Annotated in this window: 10 protein-coding genes; 5 read left to right on the forward strand and 5 right to left on the reverse strand. The window is 57.6% G+C overall.

All coding sequences use genetic code 11. The features are described 5' to 3' along the window. Window positions 1–116 precede the first annotated feature (116 nt). Complete coding sequence (locus AC2FFE_RS14485) at window positions 117–2,489, forward strand: mechanosensitive ion channel domain-containing protein (protein ID WP_496846975.1); 2,373 nt, start codon at window positions 117–119, stop codon at window positions 2,487–2,489. A gap of 101 nt (window positions 2,490–2,590) precedes the next feature. Here AC2FFE_RS14485 and AC2FFE_RS14490 read toward each other — a convergent pair whose 3' ends face one another. Genes AC2FFE_RS14490 through AC2FFE_RS14510 form a run of 5 tightly spaced genes read right to left on the reverse strand, consistent with a single transcriptional unit; the run spans window position 2,591 to window position 9,799 of the window. Further along, window positions 2,591–3,934 carry a CoA transferase gene (locus tag AC2FFE_RS14490; protein ID WP_496820052.1) on the reverse strand — a complete coding sequence of 448 codons (1,344 nt, stop codon included), beginning with the start codon at window positions 3,932–3,934 and terminating at the stop codon, window positions 2,591–2,593. Continuing rightward, window positions 3,931–5,085 carry an ABC transporter permease gene (locus AC2FFE_RS14495; protein WP_496820051.1) on the reverse strand — a complete coding sequence of 385 codons (1,155 nt, stop codon included), beginning with the start codon at window positions 5,083–5,085 and terminating at the stop codon, window positions 3,931–3,933. Before AC2FFE_RS14495 ends, AC2FFE_RS14490 begins: the two co-directional genes overlap by 4 nt. Next, complete coding sequence (locus tag AC2FFE_RS14500) at window positions 5,082–6,110, reverse strand: ABC transporter permease (protein ID WP_496820049.1); 1,029 nt, start codon at window positions 6,108–6,110, stop codon at window positions 5,082–5,084. The genes AC2FFE_RS14495 and AC2FFE_RS14500 overlap by 4 nt, the downstream gene beginning before the upstream one ends. A 13-nt stretch (window positions 6,111–6,123) precedes the next feature. Further along, window positions 6,124–8,034: an ABC transporter substrate-binding protein gene (locus AC2FFE_RS14505; RefSeq protein WP_496846976.1), complete on the reverse strand. Its 1,911-nt coding sequence runs from the start codon at window positions 8,032–8,034 to the stop codon at window positions 6,124–6,126. After that, window positions 8,027–9,799: an ABC transporter ATP-binding protein gene (locus AC2FFE_RS14510; RefSeq protein ID WP_496846977.1), complete on the reverse strand. Its 1,773-nt coding sequence runs from the start codon at window positions 9,797–9,799 to the stop codon at window positions 8,027–8,029. Before AC2FFE_RS14510 ends, AC2FFE_RS14505 begins: the two co-directional genes overlap by 8 nt. Before the next feature lie 233 nt (window positions 9,800–10,032). Here AC2FFE_RS14510 and AC2FFE_RS14515 point away from each other — a divergent pair, with 233 nt between their 5' ends. The 4 genes from AC2FFE_RS14515 (at window position 10,033) to AC2FFE_RS14530 (ending at window position 14,915) form a co-directional block, all read left to right on the forward strand. Next, the gene (locus AC2FFE_RS14515; protein ID WP_496820044.1) at window positions 10,033–10,530 is read left to right on the forward strand and encodes a class I SAM-dependent methyltransferase; all 498 of its coding nucleotides are present in this window, start codon (window positions 10,033–10,035) and stop codon (window positions 10,528–10,530) included. 61 nt (window positions 10,531–10,591) lie between these two features. Beyond that, window positions 10,592–11,740, forward strand: coding sequence for an acetate/propionate family kinase (locus tag AC2FFE_RS14520; protein WP_496820042.1), 1,149 nt, complete (start codon window positions 10,592–10,594; stop codon window positions 11,738–11,740). Between the two features lie 29 nt (window positions 11,741–11,769). Beyond that, window positions 11,770–12,399 carry a glutathione S-transferase family protein gene (locus AC2FFE_RS14525; protein ID WP_496820040.1) on the forward strand — a complete coding sequence of 210 codons (630 nt, stop codon included), beginning with the start codon at window positions 11,770–11,772 and terminating at the stop codon, window positions 12,397–12,399. A gap of 113 nt (window positions 12,400–12,512) precedes the next feature. Further along, window positions 12,513–14,915, forward strand: a complete 2,403-nt coding sequence (locus AC2FFE_RS14530) for a GcvT family protein (RefSeq protein ID WP_496820038.1) — start codon at window positions 12,513–12,515, stop codon at window positions 14,913–14,915.

The raw sequence follows: 14,915 nt of genomic DNA on the forward strand, positions 1-14,915 counted from the left end.
CGGTGCGCCGATCACGCAATTCAGTACAAATATATCGCCTCGGGCCGAGATGGTTTGAACTGAACCTAACGCTTTTGTAACCTTATTCGAATCTTTGGATCGGGATGTAAGACCCTATGAAACATAATATTCTGGCTGGATTGCTTCTGGCATTGGTGACCTTTGCTTTGGTCTCTCCTGTCAGCGGAACCGCGCAAACCGGTTTGATTCCGGGCTATTCCTCCGGATCAAGCGAGAATACCGACGGCACCAATGAAAGCGATTTGGCCGCGGCTATTCGCGCTGCCAGTGAGGCCGGTGCCAGCGTTATTGTCATTGACAGCGCCGGGCAGGTCGTCACGTCAACCGGTGGTACGGCAGAGGCATCAGAAGACGCTTCGGGCAACCCAATGGGCGATGGGTCGCAGCTGATGAAAGCGCAGGAGCGATTTTCGAAATTCCGCGATTCCGCCGCATCCCGACTAGAGGCGTTGCCTTATTCGGTGTTTGAAGTTCAATACATCCTGCGACAGACCAGCCCAGATGGGCGAATACAGACCTATGCCGAAGTTCTGGGCTGGAACGTTCTGTTCCTGCTGTTGGGACGATGGCTGTCTACCGAAATCTATGGAAAGCGGTTTGCCAGACGCTGGGTGGTGGCCCGGATCAAGGAAAACCCGCAAGGCTATAAGGAGAAGATGCCGTTTTTGGTTTTCCGCTTCCTTATGGGGATCGGCGGAACCATCTTTGCGATGTTAATGGCCCTGATCGTTGGCTATCTGTTCTTTGGCGAGGCCGAAGATATTTCGATCCAGTTTACGGTGACTGCAATATTCACCGCCTTTTTCCTGGCGCGAACGGTGTCTGACTTGTGGAGGATGGTGCTGTCACCATTTCTGAGCCAGTACCGATTGCCTCCGTTCTCGGACCGGGATGCCAAGCGGCTGTATATCTGGGCCTCGCTTCTGGCGACCTATGATATCTCGGCCGTGTTGTTTGCAACCTGGGTCGCGGATTTCGGGTTGAACTACAATGTCTACGCCATGGTGTATGGCGGGCTGACCATGGTCGGTGCCGTGGGCAACATCCTAATGATCCTATTTAATGCGCGTGCGATTTCGAACGCGATCCGAGGCGGACGAGCCCCGGCTCAAGTTTCATGGCTCCTGAGGTTTATTTCTTTCGCTTGGGCGCCATTTCTGATCGTCTATTTGATGTTCAGCTGGTTTAAGTTGGCCGTTGATCTGGTGCTGGAGAATGACAATTCAATTCCGATTGTTGCCAGCAGCTATATGATCTTCATGTCAGTTGTCGTCGCATATGGCGCGATGAACTATGTGTTGGAACGCTATTTTGATCGCAACCGGCGCATAGAAGAAAAGAATTCCATTGCAGATGCAGCGCACGAGGATGCCACCGCAGCCGAAACACCGCAAGCTGCGCAACGTAAGCATGTGATCCTTACTTATGAGGATCTGGCCCGCCGTGTGGCCGGCATTCTGGCCTTTGTAGTCGGTATCTACGCTTTGGTCGTGATCTGGAACCCCGAAGCCAGTTGGAGCGAGGACATCCCGATAGGGCGCGCGCTGGATGTTATGGTGATCCTGTTCATTGGCTATATCCTGTTCAACTTCTTCCGTATCTGGATTGACAGCAAGATCGCCGAAGAATCCGATGATGGCACTGATGCCGAATTGGGCGACGAGGGCGGAGAAGGCGGGCAAAGCCGTCTGGCGACTCTGCTGCCTTTGTTCCGGGGCGCCATTCTGGCGGTTGTTGTAGTGACGATTATCCTGATTGTCCTGATGGAACTGGGCATCAATGTCAGCCCCTTGTTCGCTGGTGCCGGTGTCGTCGGGCTGGCGGTTGGGTTTGGATCACAAACCTTGGTGCGCGACATTTTCTCAGGCGCGTTCTTCCTGCTCGATGACGCGTTCCGCAAAGGGGAATATATCGACATTGGAGACGTGAAAGGGACGGTTGAGAAGATTTCAGTCCGGTCGTTCCAGCTGCGGCACCATCTGGGGGCGCTGAACACTATTCCGTTTGGTGAGATCAAGGTACTGACCAACTATTCGCGTGATTGGGTGATCATGAAACTGCCCTTGCGCGTGACCTATGACACGGATGTCGAGAAGGTGCGCAAGCTGATCAAGAAGCTGGGACAGGAACTGTTGAGCGACCCGGTGATTGGTGAAAATTTCATCCAACCGCTCAAATCGCAAGGCGTGATCGAGATGCAGGATTCCGCGATGATCATCCGCGTCAAGTTCATGACCAAGCCCGGTGACCAATGGCTGGTGCGCAAGAAGGTTTATCAGGATATCCGAGAGCTGTTCGCGCGGGAAGGCATCCGCTTTGCGCACCGCGAGGTCACCGTCAGGCTGGCCGATGGCAAAGACGTCGAGGAACTGAGCCCGAAACAGCGTGAAGCGGTCACCGGTGCGGTTCAGGCTGCTATTGACGAAGACTACCTGGATGATATCGGCCCGGGTGGAGATGATCGCTAGGGTAGGCTCCCGCCCCTTTGAGATGCGTCTCTGACGAGACGACCCCCAAAGCGTTGGGCCGGGCCGCGCGTTCCGCGCGGCGGTCGCGTGTTTTTGATCGGCTAGGGCCAGACGGCGTCGGATGTGCCCAGTTTTGAGGCGGGCAGGTTCCAGTGCAGTTTGGTTTTGCCAACGCTCAGCGGCGATTTCAGGCGATATCCCGGCCCCCAACCCGAGGTTTCGGGCGTATTGTTATAGTCAGACTGAGAGGCGTCCTTGATGGCCTTTTCCGGATCGGATTTGCCCAGGGCTGCCAACAGCTCTGCCGTTCGGGCAAGCGACAGCTGGGCATGCATCACCGTGTTGCCCCGCGCCGCTTCGGCTAGAGCAGATAGAACAGCGGCAGCCATAAGATAGCCGGTTGCGTGGTCGAGCGCCTGAACCGGCAGAGGGGTTGGTCTGTCCGCCTGCGCCCAGATCATACCGGTATGTGCGATGCCAGCGCTCATCTGGACAAGGCTGTCGAACCCGCGCCGTGCGGCCCAGGGACCTTGCCAGCCATACGCATCCAATGTGACCTCGACGCGGTTTGGGGCCAGTTGATCTCGCTTGGCTTTATTCAGTCCCAACGCATCCAATGCACCGGGGCGATAGCCATGGACAAATACATCGGCCTCTGCCAGAAGCCCCTCCAACCGCGCAAGCCCCTCTGGTGATTTGAGGTCGAGATAGGTGCAACGTTTACCCAAAGAGATGTCAGGGATGACGCCGGGCTCGTCCCAATCCGGTGGATCGATGCGCAAAACGTCTGCCCCCAGTCCCGCCAGCGTGCGGGTAGAGACCGGGCCCGCCAGAACGCGCGTCAGATCCAGCACACGCAGCCCGGCCAGCGGGCGATTGGTGCTCGCCTCCGGCCGATCCCGCAGAGAGATATTTCTGGGACCGTGCCAGCCGATCAAAGGGTCCCGCGACACGGAACGCCCCTGAGGATGATCCAGCCATTCGGCCCGACTGCGCATGGCGGCAGCGACCCCGCCTTCGGCGACGATGGCGGTTTCCAGGTCGGCAATGGAGCATGATTTCAATGCTTCTGCGACGGCATCCCGGTCTGCGCGCGTGCCAATTACCTTCAAGGCGGCGGCCCGATGATGCGGCAGGTTGGTGTGCAGGCGAATCCACCCGTCTGCCGCCTGATAATCTCCGGCGATCGCGTCCCATAGGCTTGGCATTTCCCAGCCGTCGGGTTTGAAGGAATAGCGATACCAAAGTGAGGCAAGGCGCTGATCCACAACCACTTCGGGCACGGTTGGTGCCAGGTTCAGCGCTACCATAAGTCGAGACAGTTCCTGTCCAACCGCCGCTACGCTGGCGGTCGCCAGTTCCGAGACTGCAAATGCGCTGGGCAATGCACCGGGCTTCTTCGTGCGGTAGCTGCTTACTGCGGGAAGAGAGGCCAGCAGGCTCATTGCTGATAGGGGTCGAGGCTGTCGCGCAATCCGTCACCCAGGAAGTTGAAGGCCAGAACCACCACAATGATTGGGAGCATTGGAATGGCCGTCCAAGGGTAGATCTCGATTGACGCAAGGTTCTGCGCGTCGTTCAGCATGACCCCCCAACTGACCGCAGGGGCTCGCAGGCCTAGGCCCAGGAAGCTGAGCGCCGTTTCGCCGAGGATCATGGCCGGGATCGACAAGGTGGCTGAGGCAATCAAATGCGACATGAAGTTCGGCAGCAGGTGCTTGCGGATCACACGACCCGAACTTGCCCCCATCATCTCAGCCGCGCGCACGTATTCTTCCTCGCGCAGCGATAGGAATTTGGCCCGCACAGATCGGGCGAGGCCGGGCCAGTCGAGGATGCCGAGGATGATAGAGATGATGAAGAAGACCGCAACAGGGCTCCAGTTGGAGGGCACGGCTGCAGACAGAGCCAGCCACAATGGGAGTTCGGGCAGGGACCGCAAAACTTCGATGACACGGTTGATAGACCAGTCGATGCGCCCGCCGAAATACCCAGCCATTGACCCGAACAGAATGCCTAGGAAGAACGATACCGAAATGCCGATCAGACCCACCGTCAGCGATAGCTGCGCGCCATAAAGAATGCGGCTGAAGATATCGCGGCCCAGACGATCGGAGCCCCAGAGGAACACGGTCGCCCCATCTGAGGCACAAAACAGATGGGTGTCAGACGGGATGAACCCGGCCAGACGGTATTCGGAGCCTTCGCAGAAGAACTTGATCGGTTTTGGGTCTTCGGTATCGGCAACGAACTTCCACTGAAACGTTTCCAGATCGGCTTCGGCAACGATGGGATAGACATGTGGCCCGATGTATTCGCCATCATGGAACCAGTTGATCGACTGGGGTGGGGCATAAAGATGCTCGCCATTGCGTTCGTTAGGGCCATAAGGCGCGATGAAGCCCGCAAAAGGCAGCATCAGGTAGCACAGCAACAGGAAGATGCCCGAGATCAGGCCCAGCTTGTGCGTTTTGAACTTGCGCCAGACCAGAATCCAGTTCGGAGCGTCCAGATCAGCGCGTTCTAGCTGCTGGATCGAGGCTTCGGGATCGAACGGTGCCTCGTCAACATAGCGATTGTCAGGACGTTCCGTCATGCTTCGCGCCCCTCATACCGAATACGTGGGTCGAGCATCACCAGTAGAATATCCGAGATCATGGTGCCGATCAGCGTCAGCAGTGCTACAAACATCAGTATGAAAGCCGATAGGAACTGATCCTGTGTCTTGAGCGCTGTCAGCAATGTGGGGCCAATGGTTTGCAGACCCAGAACAACGGACACCAGAACCGAGCCCGATATCATCGAGGGCAGAAGGTTGCCAATATCTGCTACGAAGGGATTGAACGCCACGCGCAGGGGGTATTTTGTCAGCATCCGCGAGGGGGCCATGCCCTTGGCAATGGCGGTTTCAACATAAGGCTTGCCCAGCTCGTCCAGCATATTCGCGCGCAAACGCTGCATCATCGCTGACGCGCCGGAAGTGCCGATCACAAAGGTGGGCACGATAAGGTGGACAAGGATGGATTTCAGCTTGTCCCAGCTCATCGGTTCACCTTCGAATTTGGGGTCCATCAAGCCACCGATGGGCAGGTTAAAATACTGATGGCCATAGTAGAACAGGATGAGCGCCAGCAGGAAATTCGGCGTGGCGAGGCCCAGATAGCCCACAAAGGCCGAGGTATAGTCGATCCATGTCCGCGACCGCGCGGCGGCGATCACGCCTAAAGGCAGGGCGACGGCATAGACGAACAGAATGGCCGCTAGATTCACAACAACGGTCAACCAAAGCGTATCGCCCACGATCTCAGAGACGGGGCGGTCGAACTCGAAAGACCAACCCCAATTGCCCTGTATCATGCCCGAAAACCCGTGCGGGCCGGGCCAGAAGCCCATCCAGATCAGATATTGTTCCCACATCGGCCGATCCAGCGCGTATTCGGTGCGCAGAAACTCGGCCTTGGCCACACCTGCTGACTGGCCCGAGGCCTGAAGCTCGGCGATCTGATTGCTCAGATAATCGCCGGGTGGCAGGTTGATGATAATGAAAATCAGAACCGAGACCACCAAAAGGGTCAGCAGCATCGTAAAAAAGCGATAGACCGCATAACGCAGCATGTTCATTTAGCTGCTCCTGTCAGTCGGCAAAGAAGAATTCATCTGGGCGGTGAATACCGAAATGCGCGCCGGGCTCCCAGGCCCACATCGCGTTTTCGGGAACGTTTCGCAGGCGGTTCGACACGACGATAGGCTGTGGCGCGCCGTTCAGGATGCCAATGCCGTAAAGCTGTTCGGCGTGGATCTTCAACATCTCGGTCCAAACGGCCGTGCGCTCCTCATCCGTGGTGGCGACCTCCCAATCATGGGCCAGATTCATGAGGCGCTCGGCCTCAGGCATATCGGGGGCTTCCCCAACCTCACCACCTGTCTGGTAGAATTGGCCCCATTTCGGCCAGGCGAGGAAGACCTGATCGGTCGGCGCCAGATAGGCCGGAGAGGTGTGAGCCTGCGGCAGCCCGTCATCCCACCCAAACCAGACTGAGGCCATGGTGTTGCCCGCAAAAACTCGGTTCCGCAGGATATCACGGTCAAGCGGGCGCATCACCAGTTTGACCCCGATCTCGCGCCACGTATCAGTTACGATCTGCAGCGCATTTTCAACCTCTTGCCGCTCACCAGCGGTTTCGATGATCAGTTCCATCGGGCGGCCATCCGGTAATAGACGGGTGCCAGAGCCGTCGCGTTGGTCCAGCCCGGCCTCATCCAGCAGCGCATTGGCCATATCGACATCGAATGCGGCCCAGGCTTTGGCATCTTCCTCGCTGTAGAAGGGCGAGGCGGGCAGGACGGACATCGCCATTGGCTTCGCCAGTTTGAAATAAAGCGCCTGATTGATGGTCTTGCGATCTATCGCCAGCGACAGCGCCCGGCGCACCCGGACATCGCGCAGCACATTCCGCCAGACCTCATCTGCGTAGTTCAGGTTAGGGTAGATTGCGATTTGCGAAGCGACACCGGTTTTCCACAGCAGGGTCTTGTAGTCGCCGACCTCTTCCCCCTTTTTCAGGATCGACGCATCCCGGAAAGCCAGACCACGTCCCTGTAGATCGCTCTCGCCGGCGTTGGTTTTTGCGGCGACCAGACCGGGGGCGACAATCTCCATCGCGACGATGTCGATATAGGGCAGCTGCACGCCATTTGAGTCGATGCGGTGGTAGTAGGGATTGCGGACAAAGTTGTGGCGGATTTTCTTGCCAGAGCTTGCGTTCAACCAAGGCTGCAAAGTGGGCAGTTCGTGATTGTCGAACTTATACAAGTTATCCAGCTTGTTATGCAGCGCCGCCCAGCTCTTGACCCGTGCATCGTCAACCTGAAAGGCAAGTTCTTCGGGGTCTGCGAATTTCTCATGATAAGGTTTCAAGAACGCTGAGGGCCGGTAGATGAATGGCGGGCGAGCCTGAGCCAGCGACTGTAGAAAATCCGGATTGGGATCCGGCCATTCATATATCACCGTGGTTTCATCCGGGAAGAAAACGGTGGGCGCGTTGCCTTCGACAATCAGGAAATCCGGCGGGCCGGATGGGCTGAGCAACGGATTGTTTGCTACATCTTCCCACCAATACCGAAAATCCTCGGACGTGAACGCAGACCCGTCAGACCATTTGTGACCTTCTCGCAACTTCAGGGTAAACTTACGGTTGCCCTCATTCTCGAACGAGGCCAGCAGATCAGGTACGATGTTGTAATTCTCGTCAAACCCGACCAGTCGCGCATAGCCATAGACGACCATCTGACGGATATCCTTGGACCGGGTCACCATGGTGCGCAATGTGCCGCCCTGGGTTCCGAATTCCCGACCTTTCGCGGCCAGATCAACGATCAGCGGTTCCTTAGGCAGCCGCTCAGCAATGGGAGGCAGATCGCCCGAGTCGACCTCGTTCGACCAAAACTCGCTCTCCTGCAAGATCGGAAGTTCAGCCGTGGCGGCAAAGGGCGAAGCAAAGGCCAACGATGCCGCAAGGATCAGATGGCGAGTGGTCTTAAACATGGCAACGTACCTTATGGCCCGGCTCCAATTCCACAAGTGAAGGTATCACGGTGTCAGAGAAACGAAAGGCTTCATCCCAACTGTCCGGCGCGCCGGCACCCAATGAGACCATTTGCAGGTCAATCGGGCGGTTGATGTCGGGTTCTGGTTGAGCGGCAATCAACGCCTTTGTGTAGGGATGGCGCGGATTGTAGAAAAGGGTCTCGGGCGGGGCTTGTTCCACGATCAGCCCCCGGCGCATTACGGCGACCTCATCGGCGATGCGGGCCACAACGGCAAGGTCGTGGGAGATAAAGAAATACGACAGGTTCAAGCTGTCCTGCAAATTCTCCAGAAGGGTCAGGATCTGCTCCTGTACCGATACGTCCAGTGCCGAGGTCGGTTCGTCACAGACGATCAGTTGAGGGTCCAGCATCATGGCACGGGCGATCGACAGTCTCTGCCTCTGCCCTCCGGAAAATGCATGGGGGTAACGTTTCAGCATATCCCCGTTCAGCCCCACGCGCTGCAACATCTCGGCGGCCTTGTCGCGTTGTTCCGATGTCGACCCGATCCGGTGAATTTCCAACGGTTCGGTCATCGCATCCTGAATGCGCATGCGCGGGCTGAGCGAGCTATAGGGGTCTTGGAACACCATCTGCGCCTTGCGTTGGAACGCTGTGCGCTGGGCGCGGGTCATTTGATGTACAGGGATTGGGTCGTCTCCTGCGGCAGTTTTGAACAAAACCTCCCCGCCAGGGTCGGGCAGCTCTGCGCCCAGGGCGATCCGTGCTGCCGTGGTCTTGCCCGACCCGCTTTCGCCAACAATTGCCAGTGTTTTGCCGCGGCCAAGGTTCAGGTCGACGCCACGGCAGGCGTGGATTTCTTTGTCGGCCTGCCAGCCTTTGCTGGCCCGCATCGTGTAGGTCTTTGAAACGCCTTTCATCTGCAGGATCAGGTCTTCGTTCGGCATTGGCACCCCGACAGCATCGTTGTCAGGGATCGCCGGGGCTGCATCGAACAACTGTTTGGTATAAGGGTGAGACGGAGCGGTGAGGATTGGCGCGGCGGGGCCTGCCTCCATCACACGGCCCTTGTGCATCACAACCACATGTTCGGCCATGTTTGCCACAACGCCAAGGTCATGGGTTACAAGGATCAGCGCCATGCCGGTCTCGCGTTGAAGCTCTTTGATCAGACCAAGAACCTGCGCCTGAGTGGTCACGTCCAACGCTGTAGTTGGTTCGTCAGCAATCAACAGGTCGGGTTTAGATACCATCGCCATGGCGATCATTGCGCGTTGACGCATGCCGCCAGACAGTTCGAACGGATAGGAATCGTAGGCGCGCTGCGGGTCAGGGAAGCCGACGCGTTCGAACTGACTCAATACCTCTTTACGGGCTTGCGCCTCGGACGCGCCGCGATGTAGCCAGAGGACCTCGCTCACCTGATTGCCGATCTTGTGCAGCGGCGAAAGCGAGCGCATTGGTTCCTGAAAGATCATCGATACCCGGTTGCCGCGTATGCCACGCATCTCGCGCTCGCTGATCTGTGTCAGTTCGGCGATACCTTTGGAATCGTTCAGAGTGATCGATCCGCTGCGGATCTGTGCGGTTCGGGGCAGAATGCGCAGGGCGGCGCGGCATGAGATGGTTTTGCCAGACCCGGACTCGCCGACCAGCGCCAAGGTCTGTCCGGCATGGACATCAAAGTTCACATCTTTGACAACAGGCGCACCTGCGCCAAAACCAATGCTCAGGTTTTTGACGGACAACAAAGCATTCATTCGGGTTTTCCACCCGGTTGGCCGCATGTTTGCATCGGCTCTATCAACTCCCCGTGATTTTTTCGCCAGTCTCGCGCGGTTCTGCCCGTCTAGTCAAACCCGTTCTTGTGCTGAAATGTCGCGGAAATGTGAAACTTGGGGTCTGGCGACTACACAAACACTTGAGCTTTTGTCATCAAAGCCCAATTCGACTGCCCATATGCTGGCAGTAGGTATCAAGGAGAGATTTCCCAGTGTCCGAGAATCAAAGCCGTCTTGATCTGTTTATCGACCGCATGGTGTCCCAGCGAGCCTGTCTGGATTTTGCCATCGCGCAGACCCAAGACATGGACGGGCCGGTGTTTGAACTTGGGTTGGGGAATGGCCGGACCTACCACCACATGATTCAGTATGTCAGCAATCGCCCGGTCTATGTGTTCGAACGTGCGGTTGCTTCGCATCCGGACTCGACACCGCCCGAGGATCGGGCGATTTTGGGTGATGTCCGCGAGACACTACCCGCTTCGCTGGATCGTTTCGGTGCGACAGCTAGCCTGATCCACGCCGATTTGGGTGGCCACAATCGTGAAAAGAATGACGCATTTGCAAGGTTTGTTTCACCCTTGATCGAGCCGCTATTGGCCGAAGGTGGCCTAATGGTGTCGAGCGACAGGATGTATTTTGAAACCCTTAACGAGCTTCCCTTGCCCCAAGGTGCGGTTCCGGGACGGTGCTTTATCTATCAGCGCTAAGTCTGATCAACCCGGCGGCAGCGCCGGTACGGTGGTCAGTAGCGCAAACAGGAGGGACATAATGCAGGCAATTCTGACGCTGAACGCGGGAAGTTCGACCATCAAGTTCAGCGTATACAGGGCCGCGTCTGAACCTGACCTGTTGTGGCAGGGGCAGGTCGACAACCTTGGCCCGGTCGCGCAGCTGGAATTGAAAGGTGAGGGGCAGGTCCAGGTGATTGAGATCGGCCCCGCCGACCACGCTGCAGCCGTACAAGCGATTTTGCGAACGATCCAACCTTTGCTGGACTCGCACAGTATTGTTGGGGTGGGTCACCGCATCGTCCATGGCGGGCAAACGTTTGAGGGCCCCGTCATTCTGAATGATCAAATCCTTACGCAGTTAGAGGCTCTGTCGCCGCTGGCCCCTCTGCATCAGCCCCACAATCTGGCCGCTATTCGCGCCGCACAGGCAGCCTTCCCGGATGCGGTTCAGGTGGGGTGCTTTGATACCTCGTTTCACACAGGTCATGCGTTTGTAAACGATACCTTTGCCATCCCGCGGCGGTTCTACGAAAAAGGCGTGCGGCGCTATGGGTTCCACGGCCTGTCTTATGACTACATCACCGGCAAGCTGCAGCAGGATTATCCCGATCTGGCTGAGGGCCGTGTTGTGATTGCGCATCTGGGCAATGGCGCGTCGATGTGTGCTGTGACCGACGGGGCCAGCGTCGGGTCAACCATGGGGTTTTCGGCGCTGGATGGATTGCCGATGGGAACCCGGTGCGGTCAGCTTGATCCCGGCGTGTTGCTGTATCTGATGCAGCAAGGGCACGGGGTCGAGGCAATCACCCATATTCTGTACAAGAAAAGCGGTCTGTTGGGATTAAGCGGGATCAGTCACGACATGCGTACCTTGTTGGCCAGTGATGACCCGCACGCGCATGAGGCTATTGACTACTACGTGTTTCGCATCCGGCGCGAGTTGGGGGCAATGGCAGCCATTTTGGGTGGTCTGGACGCAGTAGTATTCTGTGGTGGCATCGGTGAAAACGCGGCCCCAATTCGTGACCGCGTGCTTGAGGGGATGGAGTTTCTGAACATCCATCTGAATGTTAAGGCCAATGACGGCAATTCCACTGTCATATCAGACAAGGGTGTTCCGGTGCTGGTGATCCCAACGGATGAAGAACGCGTCATCGCGCGCGCTGTGTCCCAAGCGATGGATTGAGTGACCGCCACAAAGAGAGGAAATTCAAGTTGATCTTCTACGACTGTTCGACCGCCCCGAACCCGCGCCGGGCCAGAATGTTCATCGCGGAAAAAGGACTGCAGATAGAAACGCGCGAGGTTTCGATTGCCAAGAACGAACAGTTGGATGAGGCGTTTCTGGCCGTCAATCCTCGGGCGACAGTTCCGGTTCTGGTAACAGAGGAAGGCACGGTTCTGACCGAAAATCTGGGGATCGCGGCCTATCTTGAGGCCCGCTTTCCCGAACCGCCCCTACTAGGGCGCAGCCCAGATGAGAAGGGTCAGGTTTTGATGTGGAATGCCATCGTTGAACAACAGGGCGGCATGCCTGTTGCAGAGGTTCTGCGCAATACACATCCGGCGTTCAAGGATCGGGCCATCCCCGGGCCGACAAACCATCCTCAGATCCCACTATTGGCCGAACGAGGCAGGGAGCGCATCGCTGATTTCTTCGCGTTGCTTGAGGCGCGATTGCAGGACTGCCGTTTTGTCGCGGGGGATATGTTCAGTCTGGCGGATATCAGTACGTTTGTTTTTGTGGATTTTGCCCGTGTCATCAAAACGCGCATTCCCGAAGGCAACAGCGCCACTCTCGATTGGTTTGAAAACATTCAATCCCGACCCAGCGCAAACCTCTAAAATCTAGGGCTGAGCATGCGCAGATTTGAATTGATCTGCACTGTACAGAATTGTCTAGACAGAAGTGAACAGTGCCTCTAGCGTTTCCAGCGAGTCGTCCAAGGGAGGTCGGGATGAAATCGCAGTATCGCGTGGTGGTCATTGGGGGCGGCGTTGTGGGCGCCTCGGTTTTGTATCATCTGGCCAAATTTGGCTGGTCCGATGTTGTCATGCTCGAGCGGCGCCGGCTGGCGTCGGGCTCGTCCTGGCACGCGGCCGGCGGCATTCACGCGCTGAATGCCGATCCGAACATGGCGTCACTGCAGGCTTATACCATCGACCTGCTCAGCGAGATCGAGAAAGAGTCTGGCCAGAATATTGGCCTCCACATGACTGGCGGCCTGACACTGGCCGGAACACCCGAGCGCTGGGAATGGCTGCAGGCCAACTACCGGATTTTCCAATCCATCGGCATTGATGATTGCGAGCTGCTGACGCCGGAAGAGGCGCAGAGACGCTGCCCTATCATGTCCACCGATGGCGTTCTGGGCGCGATGTGGGCGGACCGCGAAGGTTACATCGACACCACCGGCACAGTTCAGGCCTATGCGACGGCGGCAAAAAAGCGTGGCGCGGAATACTACGAGGAAACCAAGGTCGAAAGCCTGACGCAGACGGCGGATGGCTGGGAGGTCGTGACTGACAAGGGCACGATAACATGTGAACATGTGGTCAACGCCGCGGGCCTTTGGGCCAAGCAGGTGGGCCGAATGGCCGGGGTGGAACTACCGGTCTCACCGCTCAAGCACCACTATCTGATTACGGATGCCGTGCCCGAGGTCGCAGCAGCCGACTTCGAAATGCCGATGACCGTGGACTTGGAAGGCTTCACCTATATGCGGCAGGACCAGAAGGGGGTTCTGGTCGGCATCTACGAGGTCGACCACGAGCACTGGGCCATGGACGGCGCGCCCTGGAACTATGGCGAAGAGCTGTTTCAGGAGCAGCTGGACCGCATCGAGAACGAGTTGATGCTGGGTTTCGAACGCTACCCTTCGATCCAGAACGTGGGCATCAAGACCTGGGTGAACGGCGCGTTTACCTTCTCGCCTGATGGCAACCCTCTGGTTGGCCCGGTCCCGGGCAAGCGTGGCTATTGGTCGGCCTGTGCTGTGATGGCGGGCTTCCTGCAAGGTGGCGGTGTAGGCAAAACGCTGGCTGAATGGATGATCCACGGCGAACCCGAGGCCGATGCCTGGCCGATGGATGTGGCGCGCTACGGCGATTTCGCCCAGAACAAACGCTACATCCGCGAAACCACCGGGCAGTTCTATTCCCGCCGGTTTGTGATGACCTATCCGAACGAGCAACTGCCTGCAGGCCGCCCGTTGAAAATGGCCCCTGCCCATGATGCGATGACGGAGGCGGGCTGCAAATGGGGCGTCAGCTGGGATCTGGAAGTACCGCTTTACTTTGCGCCGAAGGGTTTCGAGGAAACGCCGACCCTAAAGCGCTCCAATGCGCATGATATCGTGGCCGAGGAATGTAAAGTGATCCGCGAAGGCGTGGGCCTGTTGGATATCTCCGGCTTTTCGCGGTTCGAGGTGACTGGCCCGAATGCGCAGGTCTGGCTGGACAAGGTCATGGCTTCGAAACTGCCTGCGCCGGGTCGGGCCAAACTGGCGCCAATGCTGGGTGAGAACGGTCGCCTCAAGGGCGATCTGACCGTATTGAACTGGGGCGATGGTACCTGGTGGATTATGGGCAGCTATTACTTGCGCGCCTGGCATATGCGCTGGTTTGACGACCACATGATCGATGGGGTGAACATCCGCGATCTGGGTGAGGAATACTGTGGCTTCGGTCTGGTCGGGCCGAAATCGCAGGCGGTGATCGAGAAATTGGCCGAACAGGACATCTCGGGCCTGAAATTCATGGGCTGCGGCGATTTCGATGTTGGTCTTGTGCGTGCCCGCGTGGCACGCATGTCGGTGACCGGCGAAAAGGGGTACGAGATCAACTGCCGCTATGGCGATCACATCAAGCTGCGCCGGATGTTGCTTGAGGTTGGGGCCGATGAAGGTATCCGTGAGTGCGGATTCAATGCGATGCTGTCGACTCGGCTTGAGAAAAGCTTTGGCATCTGGTCGGCGGAGTTCACCCAGGCCTACACACCGGGCATGACCGGGATGGATCGTTGGATCGACTGGGACAAGGACTTTGTCGGTAAGGATGCAGCTGTGGCTGAACGTGATGGCAATGGCCCGGCGCAGGTGCAGGTGACGCTGGAAGTTGATGCGCTGGACGCGGATGCCAGTGGCTATGAGCCGATCTGGGCAAATGGGGAACGCGTGGGGTTCGTCACCTCGGGCGGTTATGGCCACTATACTGGCAAATCGCTGGCGATGGCTCTGGTCAACCGGGACAAGGCTGAGCCGGGAACGGAACTGTCCGTACATGTGGTCGGCGTCGAACGCCCGGCCTGTGTGATCGCCGCGTCGCCATATGACCCTCAGGGCAAAGCGATGCGAGGCTGA

It is taken from the genome of Ruegeria sp. YTSA168 (assembly GCF_059610045.1).

Coding starts and splice junctions, on each gene's coding strand:
- AC2FFE_RS14485 (WP_496846975.1), top strand. CDS start 117: ATGAAACATAATATTCTGGCTGGATTGCTTCTGGCATTGGTGACCTTT.
- AC2FFE_RS14490 (WP_496820052.1), bottom strand. CDS start 3,934: ATGAGCCTGCTGGCCTCTCTTCCCGCAGTAAGCAGCTACCGCACGAAG.
- AC2FFE_RS14495 (WP_496820051.1), bottom strand. CDS start 5,085: ATGACGGAACGTCCTGACAATCGCTATGTTGACGAGGCACCGTTCGAT.
- AC2FFE_RS14500 (WP_496820049.1), bottom strand. CDS start 6,110: ATGAACATGCTGCGTTATGCGGTCTATCGCTTTTTTACGATGCTGCTG.
- AC2FFE_RS14505 (WP_496846976.1), bottom strand. CDS start 8,034: ATGTTTAAGACCACTCGCCATCTGATCCTTGCGGCATCGTTGGCCTTT.
- AC2FFE_RS14510 (WP_496846977.1), bottom strand. CDS start 9,799: ATGAATGCTTTGTTGTCCGTCAAAAACCTGAGCATTGGTTTTGGCGCA.
- AC2FFE_RS14520 (WP_496820042.1), top strand. CDS start 10,592: ATGCAGGCAATTCTGACGCTGAACGCGGGAAGTTCGACCATCAAGTTC.
- AC2FFE_RS14530 (WP_496820038.1), top strand. CDS start 12,513: ATGAAATCGCAGTATCGCGTGGTGGTCATTGGGGGCGGCGTTGTGGGC.